The 18,386-nt window shown below is 71.2% G+C and carries 15 protein-coding genes; 8 read left to right on the forward strand and 7 right to left on the reverse strand.

Annotated elements, in window-relative coordinates; all coding sequences use genetic code 11:
* Positions 1-92 precede the first annotated feature (92 nt).
* Entirely contained in the window at positions 93-299 is a 207-nt protein-coding gene (locus OG574_RS27195; protein WP_326775336.1) for a hypothetical protein, read from the forward strand.
* Positions 300-436: 137 nt separating this feature from the next.
* Here OG574_RS27195 and OG574_RS27200 read toward each other — a convergent pair whose 3' ends face one another.
* The gene (locus OG574_RS27200; protein ID WP_326775337.1) at positions 437-3,706 is read right to left on the reverse strand and encodes a S41 family peptidase; all 3,270 of its coding nucleotides are present in this window, start codon (positions 3,704-3,706) and stop codon (positions 437-439) included.
* A gap of 175 nt (positions 3,707-3,881) precedes the next feature.
* On the opposite strand from OG574_RS27200, the gene OG574_RS27205 reads away from it, so the two are divergent.
* Both OG574_RS27205 and OG574_RS27210 read left to right on the forward strand, forming a co-directional pair.
* Positions 3,882-4,466, forward strand: a complete 585-nt coding sequence (locus OG574_RS27205) for a TetR/AcrR family transcriptional regulator (RefSeq protein ID WP_326775338.1) — start codon at positions 3,882-3,884, stop codon at positions 4,464-4,466.
* 105 nt (positions 4,467-4,571) lie between these two features.
* The gene (locus OG574_RS27210) at positions 4,572-6,779 is read left to right on the forward strand and encodes an MMPL family transporter (protein WP_326775339.1); all 2,208 of its coding nucleotides are present in this window, start codon (positions 4,572-4,574) and stop codon (positions 6,777-6,779) included.
* 36 nt (positions 6,780-6,815) lie between these two features.
* Here the strand turns inward: OG574_RS27210 and OG574_RS27215 are convergent, their stop codons facing one another.
* On the reverse strand, positions 6,816-7,145 hold the full coding sequence (locus tag OG574_RS27215; RefSeq protein WP_326775340.1) for an SsgA family sporulation/cell division regulator: 330 nt from the start codon (positions 7,143-7,145) through the stop codon (positions 6,816-6,818).
* Positions 7,146-7,338: 193 nt separating this feature from the next.
* Here OG574_RS27215 and OG574_RS27220 point away from each other — a divergent pair, with 193 nt between their 5' ends.
* From OG574_RS27220 to OG574_RS27240, 5 genes are read left to right on the forward strand one after another with little or no spacing between them, the layout of a single operon-like run.
* A complete protein-coding gene (locus OG574_RS27220) occupies positions 7,339-8,388 on the forward strand; it encodes an energy-coupling factor ABC transporter permease (RefSeq protein WP_326775341.1) in 1,050 nt (349 codons plus the stop codon).
* Position 8,389: 1 nt separating this feature from the next.
* The gene (gene cbiQ, locus OG574_RS27225; protein WP_100596131.1) at positions 8,390-9,151 is read left to right on the forward strand and encodes a cobalt ECF transporter T component CbiQ; all 762 of its coding nucleotides are present in this window, start codon (positions 8,390-8,392) and stop codon (positions 9,149-9,151) included.
* Positions 9,139-9,930 (forward strand): energy-coupling factor ABC transporter ATP-binding protein, encoded by a 792-nt coding sequence (locus OG574_RS27230; protein WP_326775342.1) that lies wholly within the window; start codon positions 9,139-9,141, stop codon positions 9,928-9,930. The genes cbiQ and OG574_RS27230 overlap by 13 nt, the downstream gene beginning before the upstream one ends.
* 51 nt (positions 9,931-9,981) lie before the next feature.
* Positions 9,982-11,142, forward strand: a complete 1,161-nt coding sequence (locus tag OG574_RS27235) for a serine hydrolase domain-containing protein (protein ID WP_326775343.1) — start codon at positions 9,982-9,984, stop codon at positions 11,140-11,142.
* A gap of 40 nt (positions 11,143-11,182) precedes the next feature.
* Positions 11,183-11,956 (forward strand): SDR family NAD(P)-dependent oxidoreductase, encoded by a 774-nt coding sequence (locus OG574_RS27240; RefSeq protein ID WP_326775344.1) that lies wholly within the window; start codon positions 11,183-11,185, stop codon positions 11,954-11,956.
* An 8-nt stretch (positions 11,957-11,964) separates the two neighbouring features.
* Here the strand turns inward: OG574_RS27240 and OG574_RS27245 are convergent, their stop codons facing one another.
* The 5 genes from OG574_RS27245 to OG574_RS27265 all read right to left on the reverse strand — a co-directional run bounded on the left by OG574_RS27245 (position 11,965) and on the right by OG574_RS27265 (position 18,280).
* Entirely contained in the window at positions 11,965-12,819 is an 855-nt protein-coding gene (locus OG574_RS27245; protein WP_326775345.1) for a DMT family transporter, read from the reverse strand.
* Positions 12,816-13,322 (reverse strand): YbaK/EbsC family protein, encoded by a 507-nt coding sequence (locus tag OG574_RS27250; protein WP_326775346.1) that lies wholly within the window; start codon positions 13,320-13,322, stop codon positions 12,816-12,818. Before OG574_RS27250 ends, OG574_RS27245 begins: the two co-directional genes overlap by 4 nt.
* 69 nt (positions 13,323-13,391) lie before the next feature.
* Positions 13,392-15,056 carry a penicillin-binding transpeptidase domain-containing protein gene (locus OG574_RS27255; protein ID WP_326775347.1) on the reverse strand — a complete coding sequence of 555 codons (1,665 nt, stop codon included), beginning with the start codon at positions 15,054-15,056 and terminating at the stop codon, positions 13,392-13,394.
* Positions 15,057-15,148: 92 nt separating this feature from the next.
* Positions 15,149-16,786, reverse strand: a complete 1,638-nt coding sequence (locus tag OG574_RS27260; RefSeq protein ID WP_326775348.1) for a penicillin-binding transpeptidase domain-containing protein — start codon at positions 16,784-16,786, stop codon at positions 15,149-15,151.
* Between the two features lie 249 nt (positions 16,787-17,035).
* Positions 17,036-18,280, reverse strand: coding sequence for a PP2C family protein-serine/threonine phosphatase (locus OG574_RS27265; RefSeq protein WP_326775349.1), 1,245 nt, complete (start codon positions 18,278-18,280; stop codon positions 17,036-17,038).
* Positions 18,281-18,386: the final 106 nt, after the last annotated feature.

An 18,386-nucleotide genomic window follows, 5' to 3' on the forward strand; every position in this document is an offset into this window, starting at 1 on the left:
CGGTCCGTTATTGATCGAAATGCGTGCTCTGTCCGGGCGTGTAACTCTGGTCGAGGCCCGACCCCCTCACCCAAAAACGGGAGTGAAATCGCATGGGCATGAAGGACCAGTTCCAGGACAAGGCCGAGCAGCTCGCCAACCAGGCCAAGAAGCGGTCCGGTCACGGCAAGGACGAGGCGAGCGAGCGCTCAACGCGGACTCAGGACGACCTGCGACGTGAGCGTGGCTCGCAGTCCCAGGACTCCGAGCGGCGGCGCCAGGAAGCGCAGGGCAGGATCGATCAGGGCTATGACGCCTGACGCTCCGCTTCGCTGAGCCAGTGGGACGAGGGCCACCCGGGACGCCGGGTGGCCCTCGTCCTTTGACGTGTGGGCCGACGCCCGAACGACGTTGCCCGGCGCACGGGCCGTGTCCACCCTCTCCCAAGGGGTCGGGGTCAGCGCGGCGGGAGTTCGGGGCGCGCGTGGTTCGGCGTGTTCGTGTAGTCCGGGGGAGTCTTCGCCGGACTGGCGACCAGGAGGTCCAGGGCCAGGTAGACCGCGTCGTCGAGTTGGGCGTGGCGGCCCTCCGCCCAGTCCAGGGGGGTGCGCAGGACCTCGAAGTCCGGTTCCACGCCCTTGTTCTCGATCGACCAGCCGTACTCGGGGAACCAGGCCGCGTTCATCGGGACCGTGATGACCGTGCCGTCGCCGAGTGTGTGGCGGCCCGTCATGCCGACGACGCCGCCCCAGGTGCGCTGGCCCACGACGGGGCCGAGCCCGAGGAGTTTGAACGCCGCGGTGATCATGTCGCCGTCGGACGAGGTCGCCTCGTCGGCCAGGGCGACGACCGGACCGCGCGGGGCGTTCGACGCGTACGAGACGGGCTGGGCGTTGCGGGTCAGGTCCCAGCCGAGGATCTTGCGGGTGAGCTTCTCGATGACGAGCTCGCTGATGTGGCCGCCCGCGTTGCCGCGCACGTCGACGATGAGGGCGGGCCGGGAGACCTCCATGCGCACGTCACGGTTGAACTGCGCCCAGCCGGAGCCGCCCATGTCGGGGATGTGCAGATAGCCGCAATGGCCGCCGCTCAGCTCCCGTACCACCGCGCGGCGCTTGGCCACCCAGTCCTGGTAGCGCAGCGGGCGCTCGTCGATGAGGGGGACGACCGCGACGCGGCGGGGGCGGCCATCTCCCTCCGCGGGCCGGAACGTCAGCTCGACCGTCGTGCCGCCCGAGCCCGCGAGCAGGGGGAACGGGCCGGTGACCGGGTCGACCGGACGCCCGTCGACATGCGTGAGGACGGCGCCCTCGCGGATGCCGCTGCCGGCCAGCGGGGAGCGCGCCTTGGAGTCCGACGAGTCGCCGGGCAGGATGCGGACGAGCTGCCAGCCCTCGTCGCGGTGCACGAAGTTGGCGCCGAGGAGGCCCTGGGCGCGCTGGTAGTGGGGCGGGCCCTCGTTGCGGCGGGCGGCGGCGACGTAGGCGTGCGAGGTGCAGAGTTCGCCGAGCACCTCGCGCAGCAGGTCGGCGAACTCGTCGGGGGACGCGACCCGTTCGACGAGGGGCCGGTACTGGTCGAGCACCGCGTCCCAGTCGACGTGGCACATCTTCGGTTCCCAGTAGTAGGCGCGGATGATCCGGCCTGCCTCGTCGTACGCCTGGCGCCACTCGGCGGCCGGGTCGACCTCGTGCAGGATGCGGCGCAGGTCGATCCAGACGGTGCTGTCGCTGTCGCCGGCCTCGGTGGAGGGGACGGCCCGCAGGTCGCCCTCGTCGACGACGACGAGGCGGGTGCCGTCGCCGCTGACCGCGAACCAGTCGAGGTGGGTGACGAGTTCGGTCTTCTTGCCCTTGCTGAGGTTGAAGTACTCCAGGGTGGGGCGGCCCGAGGTGTCGGCCGGGTTCACGAACGTCTCGCCGAGCGCGCCGGAGATCGGCCAGCGCAGCCAGACGAGGCCGCCGCCCGAGACCGGGTGCAGCGCCGAGTACTTGGAGGCCGAGACGGGGAACGGCACGACGCGGTTCGCGAGGCCCTCGATCTCCACGCTCGGCGTCCCGTCGGCCCCCGAGTCCTCGGTCGGGTCGAGCCCGCCGGCGGCCGTGCGCCCGTGGGGTGACAGGGCGAACGGGGAGGGTGTCGCGGACGACAGCGGCACGAGATACGGGCGGCAGCCGAGCGGGAAGGACAGGTCGCCCGTGTGCACGTCGTAGACAGGGTCGAAGCCGCGCCAGGAGAGGAAGGCGAGATAGCGGCCGTCGCGGGTGAAGACCGGATTCTCGTCCTCGAAACGGCCGTTGGTGACGTCGACGATCGTCCGGTCCTTGATCCGGGCCATCTTGATCTGCCGCAGGGAGCGCCCGATGCCCGGGTGGGACCAGGTGAGCCAGGCGCCGTCAGGCGAGAAGGCCAGGTCGCGCACGGGCCCGTTGATCGACCGGATCAGCTCGATGACCCCGTCCCCGGTCTGTTCCCCTCCCCCTTCTTCTTCCTCCTCGGCCGTGTCGATGAGCAGCAGGCGGCCGTCGTTCGACGCGATGGCGAGGCGCTCGCCGTCCGGGTCGCTGACCATTTCGAGGACCCGTCCGAGCTCCCCGGACGCGAGGCGGCGCGGCTCGCGCTCACCGCTCGCGCGCGGCAGGTACGAGATCTCGATCGCGTCCTCGCCCTCCGCGTCGGTGACGTACGCGACCTGCCCGTTGGAGCCGAGCATCTCGGGCAGCCTGACCCGCACGCCCGGGGTGTCCGCGATGGTCCGGGCGGGGCCGTCGCGGTGGGTGAGCCAGTACAGGCTGCCCCGGACGACGACGGCGCTGGCCCGGCCCGTCTCGTCGACGGAGAGCCCGTCGACGTGATGGGCGGCCGGCACCTGGTAAGGGCGGCGCCCGACGCGCGGGCCGCCGAGGCGCACGTCCAGCTTGCGCGGCACGGAGCCGGCGGAGAGGTCGTCGATGATCCAGAGGTCGCCGGCGCACTGGTAGACGATCCGGGTCCCGTCGCTGGAGGCGTTGCGGGCGTAGAACGCGTCGTGGTCGGAGTGGCGGCGCAGGTCGGAGCCGTCGGGCAGGCAGGAGTACACATTGCCGATGCCCTGGTGGTCGGAGAGGAACGCGATGCGTCCCGCCACGAACATCGGTGCCTCCAGATGCCCGTCCAGGTCGGCGACGAGCTGCTCGCCGTGCAGCCACAGGCGGCCCTGGGCGCCGCCCCGGTACCGCTTCCAGGCGGCCGGCTCGTGCGGGGGAGTGCCGGTCAGGAGCAGGGTCTTGCGCTCGCCGTCGATCTCGGCGACCGCGATGTCGGAGACGGGGCCCCAGGGCAGCCTGCCGCCGGGGGAGCCGTCGGTGGGGACGTCGTAGGCCCAGGTGAAGTACGAGAAGGGCTGGCCGTGCGAGGCCACCGCGAGGATGACGGTCCGCCCGTCCTTGTCGGGCGGTGTCCAGCCGCGGACCTGGGTGTCCGTACTGCCCCAGTAGGTGAGCCGCCGGGCGGGTCCGCCGTCCACCGGCGCAAGATGGATCTCGGGGTCCAGGCTGCGCCAGGTCGTGTACGCGATGTGGCGGCCGTCCGGCGAGAACCGTGGACTGCTCACCTTGGTCCGGTCGACCGTGACCCGCCAGGCCCGGCCCGGCCGGTCGAGCGGGGCGACCCAGAGGTCGTCCTCGGTCTCGAAGCAGAGCCGGTCCTCGTGCAGATGCGGAAACCGCAGGTACGCGTTGTCGCTCACCTACCCATGCTTTTCCGCTCAACGGCCCCCGGCAACTTGTGGTTCGCCCGCTTGCGGGTGCGGCCTGTGGCGCAGGACACGTACGAAACGGTTTCGTTTCGTTAAGCGCGGTCGTACAGTACTTCTGTACGAAACGGTTTCGTACACACTGTCTGGACCGGAACAGGAGTGACCCATGGCTGAAGCCACGCGCCGCAGCCGGATCACGCCCGAGCGCGAGGCCGAGCTGTACGGCGCCGTGCTCGAACTGCTCCGCGAGGTCGGTTACGACGCCCTGACCATGGACGCCGTGGCCGCCCGCACCCGGTCGAGCAAGGCCACGCTCTACCGCCAGTGGGGCAGCAAGGCCGAGCTGGTCGTGAAGGCGCTGCGGCACCAGAAGCCGTCCCGCCTGAGCGAGATCGACACCGGGTCGCTGCGGGGCGACTTCCACGCACTGGTCCTCCGTGAGGACGACTGCGAGATGGCCCAGGGGTCCGCGCTGATGCGGGGCCTGGCCATGGCGGTCCACGAGAACCCGGATCTCCTGCGCGCCTTCCGCGAGCTGCTGATCGAACCCGAGATGGAGGAGCTCCGGCATGTGCTGGCGCGCGCCGTCGACCGGGGCGAGATCCGTGCGGACAACCCGGCGCTCGACTACGTCCTCCACATGATCGTCGGCGCCTTCACGGCCCGGACCCTCATCGACGAACAGCCGCCCACCCAGGCCTTCGTCGCCTCCTACATCGACGCCGTGGTCCTCCCCGCTCTCGGCGCCTGACCCCTCTCCACCCAAGACCCGTCACACCCAAGCTCCTGACGCGACCGCTCACGTCGTCGGGCTGATCCCTCCTGCCCCCATACGACTGACCGGGAGTACGCCCTCGTGGCCACGTTCCTCTACAAACTCGGCAAGCTCGCCTTCCGCCGAAGGCACTTCGTCGCCCTGATCTGGGTGGCGCTGCTCACCCTCGCGGGGGTGGGCGCCGCCTCCGCGCCCACGGCGGCGTCCAGTTCCTTCTCCATCCCGGGGACGGAGGCCCAGAAGGCCTTCGACCTGCTCGACCAGCGCTTCCCGGGCTCCAGCGCCGACGGCGCCACCGCGCGCGTCGTCTTCCAGGCGCCCGACGGCGAGAAGATCACGTCCGCGGCCAACAAGGCCGAGGTCAGCAAGACCGTCGCGGACCTCGGGTCCGGTTCGAAGGAGGTCGCCGCGGCGGCCGACCCGTTCGTCGCGAAGACCGTCAGCAAGGACGGCACGATCGCGTACTCCTCGGTCTCCTACAAGGTCTCCTCGATGGAGCTGACGGACGCCGACCGCGACGCGCTCCAGAAGACCGTCGACGAGGCGCGCGACTCAGGGCTGACCGTCGAGGTCGGCGGTGACGCGCTCCAGGCCATGCCGGAGACCGGCGCCACCGAGATCATCGGTGTGGCGATCGCCGCCGTCGTCCTCGTGATCACCTTCGGCTCGCTCGTCGCGGCAGGGCTTCCGCTGCTCACCGCGCTCATCGGCGTCGGCATCGGCGTCTCGTCGATCACCGCGCTGGCCAACGCGCTCGACCTCGGCACCACCACCTCGACGCTGGCCATGATGATCGGCCTCGCCGTCGGCATCGACTACGCGCTGTTCATCGTCTCCCGCTTCCGCGCCGAGCTGGCCGAGGGACGCGACCGCGAGGAGGCGGCCGGACGGGCCGTCGGCACCGCCGGATCCGCCGTGGTCTTCGCCGGTCTGACCGTCGTCATCGCCCTCGTCGGGCTCGCCGTCGTCAACATCCCGATGCTGACGAAGATGGGCATCGCCGCCGCCGGCACGGTCGCCATCGCCGTCCTCATCGCGCTCACCCTGATCCCGGCGCTGCTCGGCTACGCCGGCAAGCGGGTCCACGGCCGCAAGGCCCGTAAGGCCCAGGCCGCCGAGAAGAAGCCCGAGCCGAAGACGAACATGGGCACCCGCTGGGCGCGCTTCGTGCTGCGCCGGCCGGTGGCCGTGCTGCTCACCGCGGTGGTCGGGCTCGGCGTGATGGCCGTGCCGGTGTCCTCGCTGGAGCTGGGCCTGCCCGACGACGGGGTCCAGCCCACCGACACCACGCAGCGCAAGGCGTACGACCTGCTCTCCGAGGGCTTCGGGCCCGGCTTCAACGGTCCGCTGGTGGCGGTCGTCGACGTGAAGCACTCGCAGGACCCGAAGGACGCGGTCGCCCGCGTCTCCAAGGACATCGCGGCGACCGACGGCGTCAAGACGGTCACCCCGCCCGCGTTCAACAAGGCCGGTGACACGGCGACGATCACCGTCGTGCCGTCGTTCAAGCCCAGCTCCACGCAGACCGAGGACGTCGTCCACACGATCCGCGACAAGGGTGCGGACATCAAGGCGGACACCCGCGCAGAGGTCCTGGTCACCGGCACCACGGCCATGAACATCGACGTGTCGCAGAAGCTGAACGACGCGCTCGTGCCGTACCTGGCGCTCGTCGTGGGCCTGGCGTTCCTGCTCCTGATGGTGGTCTTCCGGTCGGTCCTGGTCCCGCTGAAGGCGGCGCTCGGCTTCCTGCTCTCGGTGGTCGCCGCGCTCGGCGCCGTCGTCGCGGTCTACCAGTGGGGCTGGCTCGGCTCGCTGTTCGGCGTGGAGCAGACCGGGCCGATCATGTCGATGATGCCGATCTTCATGGTGGGTGTGGTCTTCGGCCTCGCCATGGACTACGAGGTCTTCCTCGTGACGCGCATGCGGGAGGCGTACGTCCATGGGGAGCGACCCGCACAGGCCATCGTCACCGGCTTCCGGCACGGGGCCCGGGTGGTCACGGCGGCGGCCGTCATCATGATCGCCGTCTTCGCGGGCTTCATCGGCTCCAGCGAGCAGATGGTCAAGATGATCGGCTTCGGGCTCGCGATCGCGGTCTTCTTCGACGCGTTCCTGGTGCGCATGACGATCGTGCCGGCCGTCCTCGCGCTGCTCGGCAAGCGGGCGTGGTGGCTGCCGAAGTGGCTCGACCGGATCCTGCCGAACGTGGACGTCGAGGGCGAGGGCCTGAAGACGGTCTCCGGCGACGACTCCGCGGAGGAGGACCGGGAGCTGGTCCGCGTGTGACCGGGTCCCCGCCTTGACCGGCAGTTCGACCGGCTCTCAGTGAGCCACCGGGGTGGCGGTCGTGTACGTCCGGCGAAGGAAGCGCACCAGCGCCTTCTTCTCGAACTGCACGACCGCCACCCCTTTCGGCGAGTGGAACTCCATGACGGCCTGGACGCGGCCGCACGGCCAGATGTGGACGTCGCCCACGGTGGTCGGGGCGCGCAGCCCCTGTTCCAGGAGCTCGCGGGTGAAGTACCAGTCACCCTCTTCGGGGACGGTGAGGTGGACGCGTCCGTCGTAGCTCAGGACTGCGGGGACAGCCGGCGTCTCGTCGGGGGAGTCCGTGACGATGTGGGCGGGTGCGTACTGCTCGACGTCAGACATCGGGGACTCCTCATCGTCTTTTTGTCCGTACTGTCATCCAATGTCCCATATAAGTCATATGTTCGGCTATGCGTCCAGGGTTTGATTCGGTCTTAATCGTGCCCCGGGCGCTCTTGCAACTGGTTCGCAACAAGGCACTATCATCAAACGGTCCACTAAGCCTGTCGTGTGCCCCGAAGCGGAGCTTTCACCCATGCATGTCCCCGACGGATTCATCAACGCCCCCGTGTCGGCGGCCGCAGGTGTCGTCGCCGCGGGCGCCGTGGCCGTCAGCCTCCGAGGCGCGCGGCGCGAACTCGACGAGCGGACGGCCCCCCTCGCGGGCCTCGTCGCCGCGTTCATCTTCGCCGTGCAGATGCTGAACTTCCCCGTCGCGGCGGGCACCAGCGGCCACCTCCTGGGCGGCGCGCTGGCCGCGATACTCGTCGGCCCCTATACCGGCGTCCTCTGTGTGTCCGTGGTGCTCCTGATGCAGGGCGTCCTCTTCGCCGACGGCGGCCTGACCGCGCTCGGCGTGAACATCACCGACATGGCGATCACCACGACGGTCGTCGCCTACCTCGTCTTCCGCGGCCTGGTGAAGGTGCTGCCCCGGGGGCGCCGCTCCATCACCGTCGCCTCCTTCGTCGCGGCGCTCCTGTCCGTACCGGCCGCGGCCGTCGTCTTCACCCTGATCTACGCGATCGGCGGCACCACCGACGTCTCGATCGGCAAGGTCGCCACCGCCATGGTCGGCGTGCACGTCCTCATCGGCATCGGCGAGGCCGTCATCACCGCGCTGACCGTCGGCGCGGTCGTCGCCGTCCGCCCCGACCTCGTGTACGGCGCCCGCGGCCTGCATCGGCCGCTCAAGCTCCGCGTCGGCGGCGAACTCGTCGACGCCCCGGGCGCCGCGCCCGCCCCCGTCGCCTCCCGCTCCCACCGCAAGGTCTGGATCACCGGCCTCGTCACCTCCCTCGTCCTCGCCGGCTTCGTCTCCTTCTACGCCTCCGCGAACCCGGACGGCCTGGAGAAGGTCGCCCACGACAAGGGCATCGACACGAAGACCGAGAAGCACGCCTCCGACGGCTCCCCGCTCGCCGGTTACGGCGTCAAGGACGTCGGCGACGCCCGGCTCTCCGGCGGCCTCGCGGGCGTGATCGGCGTCGGCGTCACCGTCGTCGCGGGCAGCGGCATCTTCTGGGTGCTGCGCAGGCGCCGCAGCGCGGGCACCTCCCCGAGCGAGATCACGGAGACCGTCTGACATGGGTGCGGGGCACGCGCACAAGCTCTACCGGCACGGGCACTCGCCCGTGCACGGCCTGCCGCCGCACACCAAGCTCGCCGCCGTCTTCTGCTTCGTGATCGTGGTCGTCTCCACGCCCCGCGAGGCGATGTGGGCGTTCGCGCTGTACGCGGTGCTGCTCGCGGCCGTCGCGTACGCGGCCCGGGTCCCGGCCGCCTTCCTCCTCAAGCGGCTCCTCATCGAGATCCCCTTCGTCGCCTTCGCCGTCCTCATGCCGTTCGTGGCGCAGGGCGAGCGCGTCGACGTCCTCGGGATGTCCCTCAGCGTCAACGGCCTGTGGGGCGCCTGGAACGTCCTCGCCAAGGGCACCCTCGGCGTCGCCGCGTCCGTCCTGCTCGCCTCCACGACGGAGCTGCGCGAACTGCTGCTCGGCCTGCAACGGCTCAAGCTGCCGCCGCTCCTCGTCCAGATCGCGTCGTTCATGATCCGCTACGGGGATGTGATCACCGACGAGATGCGCCGCATGAAGATCGCCCGGGAGTCGCGCGGCTTCGAGGCGAGCGGCGTGAAGCACTGGGGTGTCCTCGCCAAGTCCGCGGGCGCCCTCTTCATCCGCTCCTACGAGCGCGGCGAGCGCGTGCATCTGGCCATGGTCAGCCGCGGGTACGCCGGATCGATGCCGGTCATCGACGACGTGAGCGCGTCCCGCACGCAGTGGTCGTACGCCCTCACCCTCCCCTGTGCCGCTCTTGTCGTCTGTCTGCTGGGATGGCTGCTGTGACTGTTTCCCCCGCCTCGCTCTCCCGCTCGTCGGCTTCGCCCGCATCGCTTGAGGTCAGCGGCCTCGCCTACGCCTACCCCGACGGGCACCAGGCCCTCTTCGGCGTCGACCTGACCATCGGCCGCGGTGAGCGCGTCGCCCTGCTCGGGCCCAACGGCGCGGGCAAGACGACCCTCGTGCTGCATCTCAACGGCATCCTCACCGGTGGCGCCGGCACCGTGACCGTCGCCGGTCTGCCCGTCGGCAAGCAGCACATGGCCGAGATCCGGCGCAAGGTCGGCATCGTCTTCCAGGACCCCGACGACCAGCTCTTCATGCCGACCGTCCGAGAGGACGTGGCCTTCGGGCCCGCCGCGGCCGGGGTGAAGGGGCCCGAACTCGAGGCCCGCGTGCACAAGGCCCTGGCCCAGGTCGGTATGGCCGACTTCGCCGACCGGCCGCCGCACCACCTCTCCTTCGGGCAGCGCCGCCGCGTCGCGGTCGCCACCGTCCTCGTCATGGAGCCCGAGATCCTCGTCCTGGACGAGCCCTCGTCGAACCTCGACCCGGCCTCGCGCCGCGAACTCGCCGACATCCTGCGGTCGTTGGACGTCACCGTCCTGATGGTCACGCACGACCTGCCGTACGCGCTCGAACTCTGCCCGCGCTCGGTGATCCTCAGCGAGGGCGTGATCGCGGCCGACGGGACGACCGGCGACCTCCTCGCCGACGAGGACCTCATGCGCGCACACCGCCTGGAGCTCCCCTTCGGCTTCGACCCGAAGTCCGTGAAGGTCTGAGCGCCGAGGAATCCTCAGCGATCCATGGCTGTTGCACCCGATGTGAGTGACATGAACGGCACAGTGGCCACCGGGTTCGAACCGGTCAGGGACGCCTTCGCGCACAACTTCGACGCGCTCGGCGAGCGCGGCGCGGGAGTGGTCGTCTACCGCGACGGACACAAGGTCGTCGACCTGTGGGCCGGCACCCGCGACGTGAGCGGCGGCGCCCCCTGGGAGCGCGGCACAGCCCAGATCATGCGCTCCGCCACGAAGGGCGTGGCCGCCGCCGCGCTGCTCCTCCTGCACCAGCGGGGAGAGCTCGACCTGGACGCGCCGGTCAGCGCCTACTGGCCCGAGTTCAAGGAGCACGGCAAGGAGCACGTCCTCGTCCGTGACGTCCTCGCGCACCGCGCCGGGGTGCCCGCGCTCGACCGCCCGCTGACCCCCGCCGAGGCCGCCGACCCCGACACCGGCGCCGCGGCCGTCGCCGCCCAGGCCCCCGCCTGGGAACCCGGCACGGACCACGGCTACCACGCACAGACCTACAGCTGGCTCACCGGCGAGCTCGTGCGCCGCGTCACCGGCCGCACCGTCGGCGCCTGGATCGCCGAGCACATAGCCGCCCCCGTCGGCGCCGACCTCTGGGTCGGGCTGCCCGACGCCGAGGCGCACCGCGCCGGTCTCATCGGCCCCGTCGAACCCCCGGCAGTGCCCGGCGGCGGCCTGCGCATCCGCCCCAGGAAGAACGTCGCCGACGCGTACTCCGACCCAGGCTCCCTCACCCGCCGCGCCTTCGGCGCCATCGCCCCCGCGCCCGACGAGAACGACCCGGCCTACCGCGCGGCCGGGCTCCCCGCCTCGAACGGCGTCGGCACGGCGGAGGGACTCGCCCGTTTCTACGCGTCCCTGATCGGCGAAGTCGACGGCGGTACCCGCCTGTTCACACCGGACACGGCTCAGGCGGCCCGCACGGAGGCGTCCGAGGGCGCCGACCGGGTCCTCGTCGTCCCGACCCGCTTCGGACTCGGCTACATGCTCCACGGGGTCGCCTCCCCCCTCCTCGGCCCCGGCTCCTTCGGCCACCCCGGACGGGGCGGCCCGCTCGGCTTCGCGGACCCCGAGTCCGGGATCGCCTTCGGGTACGTCACGAACGGCATGCAGAAGGGCGTCACCGCCGACCCGCGCGCCCAGGCGCTGGTGCGGGCCGTGCGCGCCTCGCTCGCCGGATGACCGCCGTGTGCCCCGGACGCGCGCCGGGTAGCGTCGGCCCATGAGGCGCTTCGAGGGGTACGGGGTCATGATCACCGGCGCGGCGCGCGGCATCGGCGCCGCCACCGCGCACAGGTTCGCCGCCGAGGGTGCGCAGGTCGCCGTCACCGATGTGGATGCGCAGGCAGCGGAGAAGACGGCCGCCGGAATCCGCGAACAGGGCGGCGTGGCAAGGGCGTTCACCTGCGACGTCGGGTCACGTGAATCGGTGGAGGCGGCGGTCGCGGCCGCCGTGGAGGAGTTCGGCCGCCTCGACGTGCTCGTCAACAACGCCTACGCGTGCGCCCCGGACGCCGCCCGCTTCGAGGACGAGCCGGACGATGTGTGGGCCCGCGACCTCGACATCACGCTGACCGGCGCGTACCGCTGCTGCCGTGCCGCGCTGCCCCACCTGGTGGCGTCGGGCCGCGGCGCGATCGTGAGCGTCGGATCCGTCAACGGCCTCCAGGACTACGGCAATCACGCGTACAGCGCCGCGAAGGCGGGGCTCGGCTCCCTCACCCGCACTCTCGCCGGGCACGCGGGCCCGCGCGGCGTCCGCGTCAACCTCGTCGCGCCGGGCACGGTGCGCACCCCCGCCTGGTCGGGTCGGGGCCCCGCCCTGGACGCCGTCAGCGGCCTCTACCCGCTGGGGCGGGTCGGTGAGCCGGAGGACATCGCGGCGGCCGTCACGTTCCTCGCCTCGCCGGACGCGGCATGGATCACCGGGGTCACCCTCCCGGTCGACGGCGGCCTGACCTCGGCGAACCTGGGATTCCGCACCCAGCTCACGTAACGCCCCGCTCAGCCGGCGGTGTGCAGCATCAGCCCGATCCCCGCCACCATCAGCCCCGCCGCCACCATCCGCGGCGTACCGAACCGTTCCTTGAAGAACACCGTCCCGATCGCCGCGCCCACGATGATCGACGACTCGCGCAGCGCCGAGATCGGGGCGAGGTCCGCCCGCGTCTGCGCCCACAGGACGAGCCCGTACGCGGACACGGACAGCGCCGCGCCGAGCAGCCCGACCGCCGCGAACGGCCGCAGGCGCGCGGTCAGTTCGCCGCGCCACGTCCAGGCCGCGTAGACCGGGACGCCGAGGCAGCCGAGCATCATCAGCCACGCGATGTAGCCGAGCGAGTTCCCGGAGGCCCGCACACCGAGGCCGTCCACCACCGTGTACGCGGCGATGGACACGCCCGTCGCGACGGCCGCCCCCACGGCCGCCCAGTCGGGCCTGCGCCCCGAGCCCCGTATGCCCCACAGGGCGAGCCCGGTCAGGCCCGCGCACGAGACCGCGACGCCCGCCGCCTGCCAGCCGTCGGGGATCTCGCCCGCGAACAGCGCGGCGAGCACGGTCACCACGAGTGGCGCCGTGCCGCGCGCGATCGGGTACGCCTGGCCGAAGTCGCCGAGCCTGAACGACCGCATGAGCAGGGCGTAGTAGGCGACGTGGAGGAGCGCGGAGCCGATCAGATACGGCCAGGCCGCGGCGTGCGGGAACGGCACGAAGGGCGCGCACGCGAGCCCGATGAGCGCACCGCCGCCCGAGATCAGCGTGAAGCCGACCAGCTTGTCGGTGATGTGGTGGGCGATCGCGTTCCAGCTCGCGTGCGTGACGGCCGCGAGGAGCACGGCCGCCGCGACGAGTGGGGTCACTGAGCGCTCTCGCGGACGTCCACGAGGGTCGCGCCGGCGTGTGCGATCAGCGACTTGGGGTCCATGGGGAACACGGCGTACGGGGTGCCGGCGGCGGCCCACACGGTGTCGTGGTCCAGGAGCGAGCGGTCGGCGAGGACCCGGGTCCTGGTGAGGTGTCCGAAGGGCGGGATGCCGCCGATCGCGTATCCGGTCGTCGCGCGCACGACGTCCGCCTTGGCGCGGGTGACCTTCTCCGCGCCCAGCTCGCGCCGGACCAGCTCCACGTCCACCCGCGACGCACCGTCCATCAGGACAAGCACCGGCACCCCGTCCGCGGCGAAGATCAGCGACTTGCAGATCTGGCTGAGTTCGCAGTCGATCGCGGCCGCCGCCTCCTGCGCGGTCCTGGTCGCCTCCGGGAAGCGGCGGACGAGCGGGAGGACGTCGGCCAGGCCCAGCTCGGCGAGGGCCTCGGCGAAACGGGGGTGCGCGGCGGATGCGGCGGGTTCCGGGGTGCTCATAGCCGCACCGTAGCGCTCCGTGTACCCGCCACGCGACCAGGTATCGGCCCCGCCGTCAGCCCCCCGCCGTCAGTCCCCCGCGAGCAGCATCTGCCGCACCACGGGACCCGCCGAGTCACCGCCGTGGCCGCCCTGCTGGACGACCGCCGCCGAGGCCAGGTCGCCGCGCCAGGCCGTGAACCAGCCGTTCGGCTCCTTCTGCCCGTCGACCTCCGCCGAGCCGGTCTTCGCGCCCATGTCGGTGCCGAGCCCCGACATCGGCTCGACCGCCGTACCGGCGACCGCGGTGTAGTGCAGCAGGTCGCGCAGGGCGCTCACGGTCGACGGGGACAGCTTGCGGGACGCCGTGGCGAGCGTGCGGTGGTCGAATTCGGGCGAGACGAGGTAGGGCTGCTTGAACTCGCCCGTCTTGGCGGTGGCGACGACCGACGCCATGTTGAGCGGGTTCATCCGCACGCCGCCCTGCCCGATCAGCGAGGCCGCCATCTGCGCCTGCGACTGCACCGGGACCGCGCCGTCGAAGCTGGGCACGCCGATCGACCAGTTGTCGCGGCCGAGCCCGAAGACCTCCTGCGCCTGCTTCGTCAGGTCGCCGTCCTCCAGCTCCTTGGCCTGGCTGATGAAGGCGGTGTTGCACGAGCGCGCGAAGCTGGCCCGGAACGTGCCGTCCTTGATCTCGAACTTGTCGTCGTTCTGGAACTTCCAGCCGCCGTACGTCACGTACTTGGGGCACGGGTGCTTCTTGTCGACGCCCGCGAGGTTCTTCTCCAGGAGCATCGACGACGTCACGATCTTCATCGTGGAGCCGGGCGCGAGGGAGCCCTGGAGGGCCGTGTTGAAGCCTTCGGGGCGGGAGTTGGCGACCGCGAGGATCTCTCCGGTCGACGGCTTGATGACGACGACCGCGGCTTTCTCCCGCTTGGCGACCTGGCGTTCGGCGACGGCCTGCGACGTCGGGCTGATCGTCGTACGCAGCGTGCCGGGCGTGCCCTTGGAGAGCGTGACGAGCGTCTTGTCGGGCGTGTGCTCGCTCTCCTTGCCGCTGTCCTTGTGGACGACGCGCAGCTCGATGCCCGCCGTGCCGCCGGCCTTCTTGCCGTACTTCTCGCGCAGCCCGTCGATGACGGTGCCGAGCGAGGGGTACTCGGCCGCGGTCAGCTCGTTCCCGGAGCGGTCCGTCGCCTTGATCGGCGGGTCACCGGCCGCGCCCGTGACGAGCCGGTCACCGTCCTTGAGGTCCGGGTGCACGACGGACGCCTGCCACCCGACGAGCGGCTTGCCGTCCTTCACCCGCCGCACGACGGTCAGTTCGGAGCCGTACGCGAACGGCTTCGACTTTCCCCCGTACGCGACCGTCGCCGACACCGCGAACGGCATCTTCGCCCCGGCACGCTTCCCGGGCGTCAGCTTCACCCCGGACAGATGGGCGTCCTTGCCGTACGAGGTGAGGGCGGCCGTCGCCGCGGTGGCGTCGTCCGTGGCGGCCGCCGCCTTCGCGGTGTCGCCCGCGGCCCACGCGGTCAGGAACCGGTCGGCCGCGGTGCGGACCTCGGCCGCGGTGACGGGACCCGTCTTGATGCGGGGCTTGTCGTCGGCCGCGGTCGTCCGGTCCGAGTCGCCGCTGAAGAGGGCGTAGGCGCTGACTCCGGCGCCGAGCACCACGACGGCGACCACGCCGCCGATCACGGCCGCGTTCGCCTTCTTGCGCTCGGGTTGCCTGCCTCTGCTGCCCACCGGTCCTCCGTCGTTGCCTGTCTGCCCGGTCCACTGGGTTCCTCGCGGACGGCTCAGACTAAGGCGTCTTGATAAGTGCCCCCGACGTCGGCTCAGCTACCCGCCCGTAGCACCGCCGCCACGATCGGGCCCGCGGCGTCGCCGCCGTGGCCGCCCTCCTCGGTGACCGCCGCCGCCGCGACGTCCCCGCGGTAGGCGGTGAACCAGCTGTTCGACTTGGTCTGGCCGGTGACCTCCGCCGAGCCGGTCTTGGCGCCGATCTCCGGGCCGAGACCCGCCATGACCTGCGCGGCGGTGCCCACCGTCGCGGTGCGGTACATCATCTGCCGCAGCTGAGCGGCGGTGTTGGGGGCGAGGCCGCGGGCGGTGGCGAGCTGCCGGTCGTCGAGGGAGCGCGGCACGATCACCGGCTGCCGGAAGACACCCGTCTTCGCGGTCGCCGTGACGGACGCCATGTTCAGCGGGTTCATCTGGATCTGGCCCTGCCCGATGGCGTTGGCCGCGCGGTCGGGGCCGCCGGACGGCGGGATCTTGCCGTCCGCCGACGCGATGCCGGTCTTCCAGTTGTCCTGGCCGAGACCGAAGCGGTCCTGCGCCTCACGCGTCAAGGACTCGTCCGTCAGCGGCTTCTCGTCGATGAGCTTCACGAACGCGGTGTTGCAGGACCGCGCGAAGCTGTCCGCGAGGTTGGCGCCCTCGTTGGCCTTCATGCCCGGCAGGTTGTGGAAGGTCTGGCTCTGCCAGGTCGCGGTGTCCGTGCAGGGCGCCGGGCTGTTGACCGAGGCGACACCGTTGTCGATGAGCATCGCCGCGGTGATGACCTTCATCGTGGAGCCGGGGGCCTGCTCGCCCTGGAAGGCGGCGTTGAAGCCGTCCTGGCGGTGGTTGGCGACCGCCAGGACCTGGCCCGTGCTCGGCTGCACGGCCACCACGGACGACTCGTCGAAGCTCTTCACGGCCTTCTCCGCCGCCGCCTGCGCGGTCGCGCTGAGCGTCGTGTGCAGCTCGCCGGCCTTGCCCTTCACGAGCGTGAGCAGCGTCTTGGTCCCGGCGTCCTCGTTCTCGGGCTGGATGTACGTCTCCACACCCGCGCGGCCCCCGGCCGTGTCGCCGTACTTCTCGCGCAGCTGGTCCAGGATCGGCCCGAGCGAGGGGTACTTCTCCTTCGTCAGGACGGCGCCCGAGCGGTCCACGGCCTCGATGGGCGGCGCCGAGGCCTCGCCCGTGACGAGGGTGTCGCCCCTGCGCATGTCCGGGTGTACGACGGACGCCTGCCAGTCGACCAGCGCCTTGCCGGTGTTGAGGCCCCGCACGATCTTCAGCGAGGAGTCGTACGAGAGGGTCTTCTTCTTCCCCTCGAACGACACCGTGGCCTTCACCTTGAACGGCACCTGCGCCCCCGAGGGCGCCTCCGCCGTCAGCGTGGTCTGCGTGATGTGCGCGTCGTCGTGCCAGCCGGTCAGCGCCGAGAGCGCAGACTCCGCGTTGTTCGTGTACGTCGACGCGGTGCCCGGGTCGGACTTCGCCCACGCCGCGAGGAACTTCTGCGACACGTCCTTGATCTCGTCCGCCGTCGGCGGCCCCGTCCTGCGCGGCGAGGGTGCCCCCGCCGTACTCGATCCGCCCGAACCGGTCACGGCCGTCACCACGTTGTACGCGCCGTATCCCGCGCCCCCGACCATGATGGCGAACACCCCGCCGATCACAGCCGCCTTGGCCCCCTTGCGCATGCTGCGTCCCCTCCCCAGGTTCCGGTGGGGAACTTTAGGCGGCAGCCGTGCCCGGTGTGACGAGAGTGCGCAGATGTTGTCCGAACTTGTCCGAACGGAGACCGCTTGCGCGGGGTCGGGTCGTCCGAGGTCAGACCCAGGAGTCCAGCCACATCCGGGACTGCCAGGAGCTGAACGGTATCGCCTGGCCGGTATAGATCGGCCAGAAGCAGACGAAGTCTGCCCTGATCCGGCCCCCTAGGGCCCCGATCAGGGCATTTGCCTCTGGTCGGGGGCCGCATCAGGCGGCTTGGGCCGTCTCTGGGCCGTGATCAAGGTAGTGGGAGCGGCGGGCTCGGGCCTGGCTGCGTCGTCGGAGGAGGATGCGTTGGCCTCGTTCCGCTGGACCACGATCATCGCCATGTCGTCGTCCAGCGGGCCTCCTGCGTAAGCCTTGAGGTCGGTCGTGATCTTCTGCACCAGTGCTGCGGGCGCATGGTCGGCCCAGGCGGCGGCGCGCTCCGCGAGCGGATAGAAGATGCCCTCCCCGTCGCGGGTCTCGCTGACGCCGTCGGTATAGAGCAGAAGCTGGTCGCCATGGGCGAACGGGAAGGTCGTCTGGGCGTAGGGGCCGTCGGCCAGACCGCCAAGGCCAAGGGGCAGAGCGGGGTCCGGCACGCTGAGCGCGGTCACGGTGGAGTTGTGCAGGAGCAGGGGCGGCGGGTGCCCGCAGCTGATCACGTGAACCACCGGATCGTTGTCCGGGATGTCCACCACCGCGGCGGTCACGAAGCGTTCCTCGGCGTCCGCCTCGGCCCTCGAGGACTCCGAAAATTCCGCCAGACCCCACCGGACGGCGTTTTCCAGGTACGCGACCAGTTGCGGCAGCGGGGACTGACGGTGGGCCGCGGCGTGGAAGGCGCCCAGCATGATCGAGGTATCGCTGATCGAAGCGAGACCCTTGCCCCGTACATCCCCGATGACCAACCGGGTGGAGTCGGAGGTGCGGGCGACGGCATAGAGGTCACCACCGATACGGGTGTCGGCTTCGGCGCTGCGGTACTCCGAGGCGATGGACACCGGCCCGACCTTGCCCGGCAGCGGACGCAGGACGACGCGCTGTGTCGCGTCGGAGACCGAACGTACCCGGAGCAGCTCCAGCTCATGCCGGTCACGCAGAAGGGAGAAGAGCGTCAAGAGGGCGCAGAGCACCGCGAGGGCCGCCAGCTCGACGAGGACACTCTCGGTGATCAGGACCGAGCGCTCCGCCCCTGCGATGACAAGAGCCGCCACCGCGAGCCCACCGACCAGCGCGGTCAGCCGCGGACCCGTGACTGCGGAGGTAACCGCCGGGGCCACGATGAGTAGGTGGGCGAGATGGACGTCCGGCGGCAGGAAATGGTCGGCCACGGGTACCGCGACAATCAGCACCAAGGGGCCCACCAACCACAGTGCCGACCGGCGCCAGGCTTGCAGAGTCTGGGCCACTGGTGTCGTGATGGTCGCAACTGTCACGTTGATGCTCCTCGTTCCACACGTACCAACGCTTCGCCGGTCGTCACTCATTCCGGCATGCGGCCGTTCCCGGGCTACCGTCCGCGCGTATTTACCCGGACTGCTG

This window comes from Streptomyces sp. NBC_01445 (assembly GCF_035918235.1).
Lineage (GTDB): Bacteria > Actinomycetota > Actinomycetes > Streptomycetales > Streptomycetaceae > Streptomyces.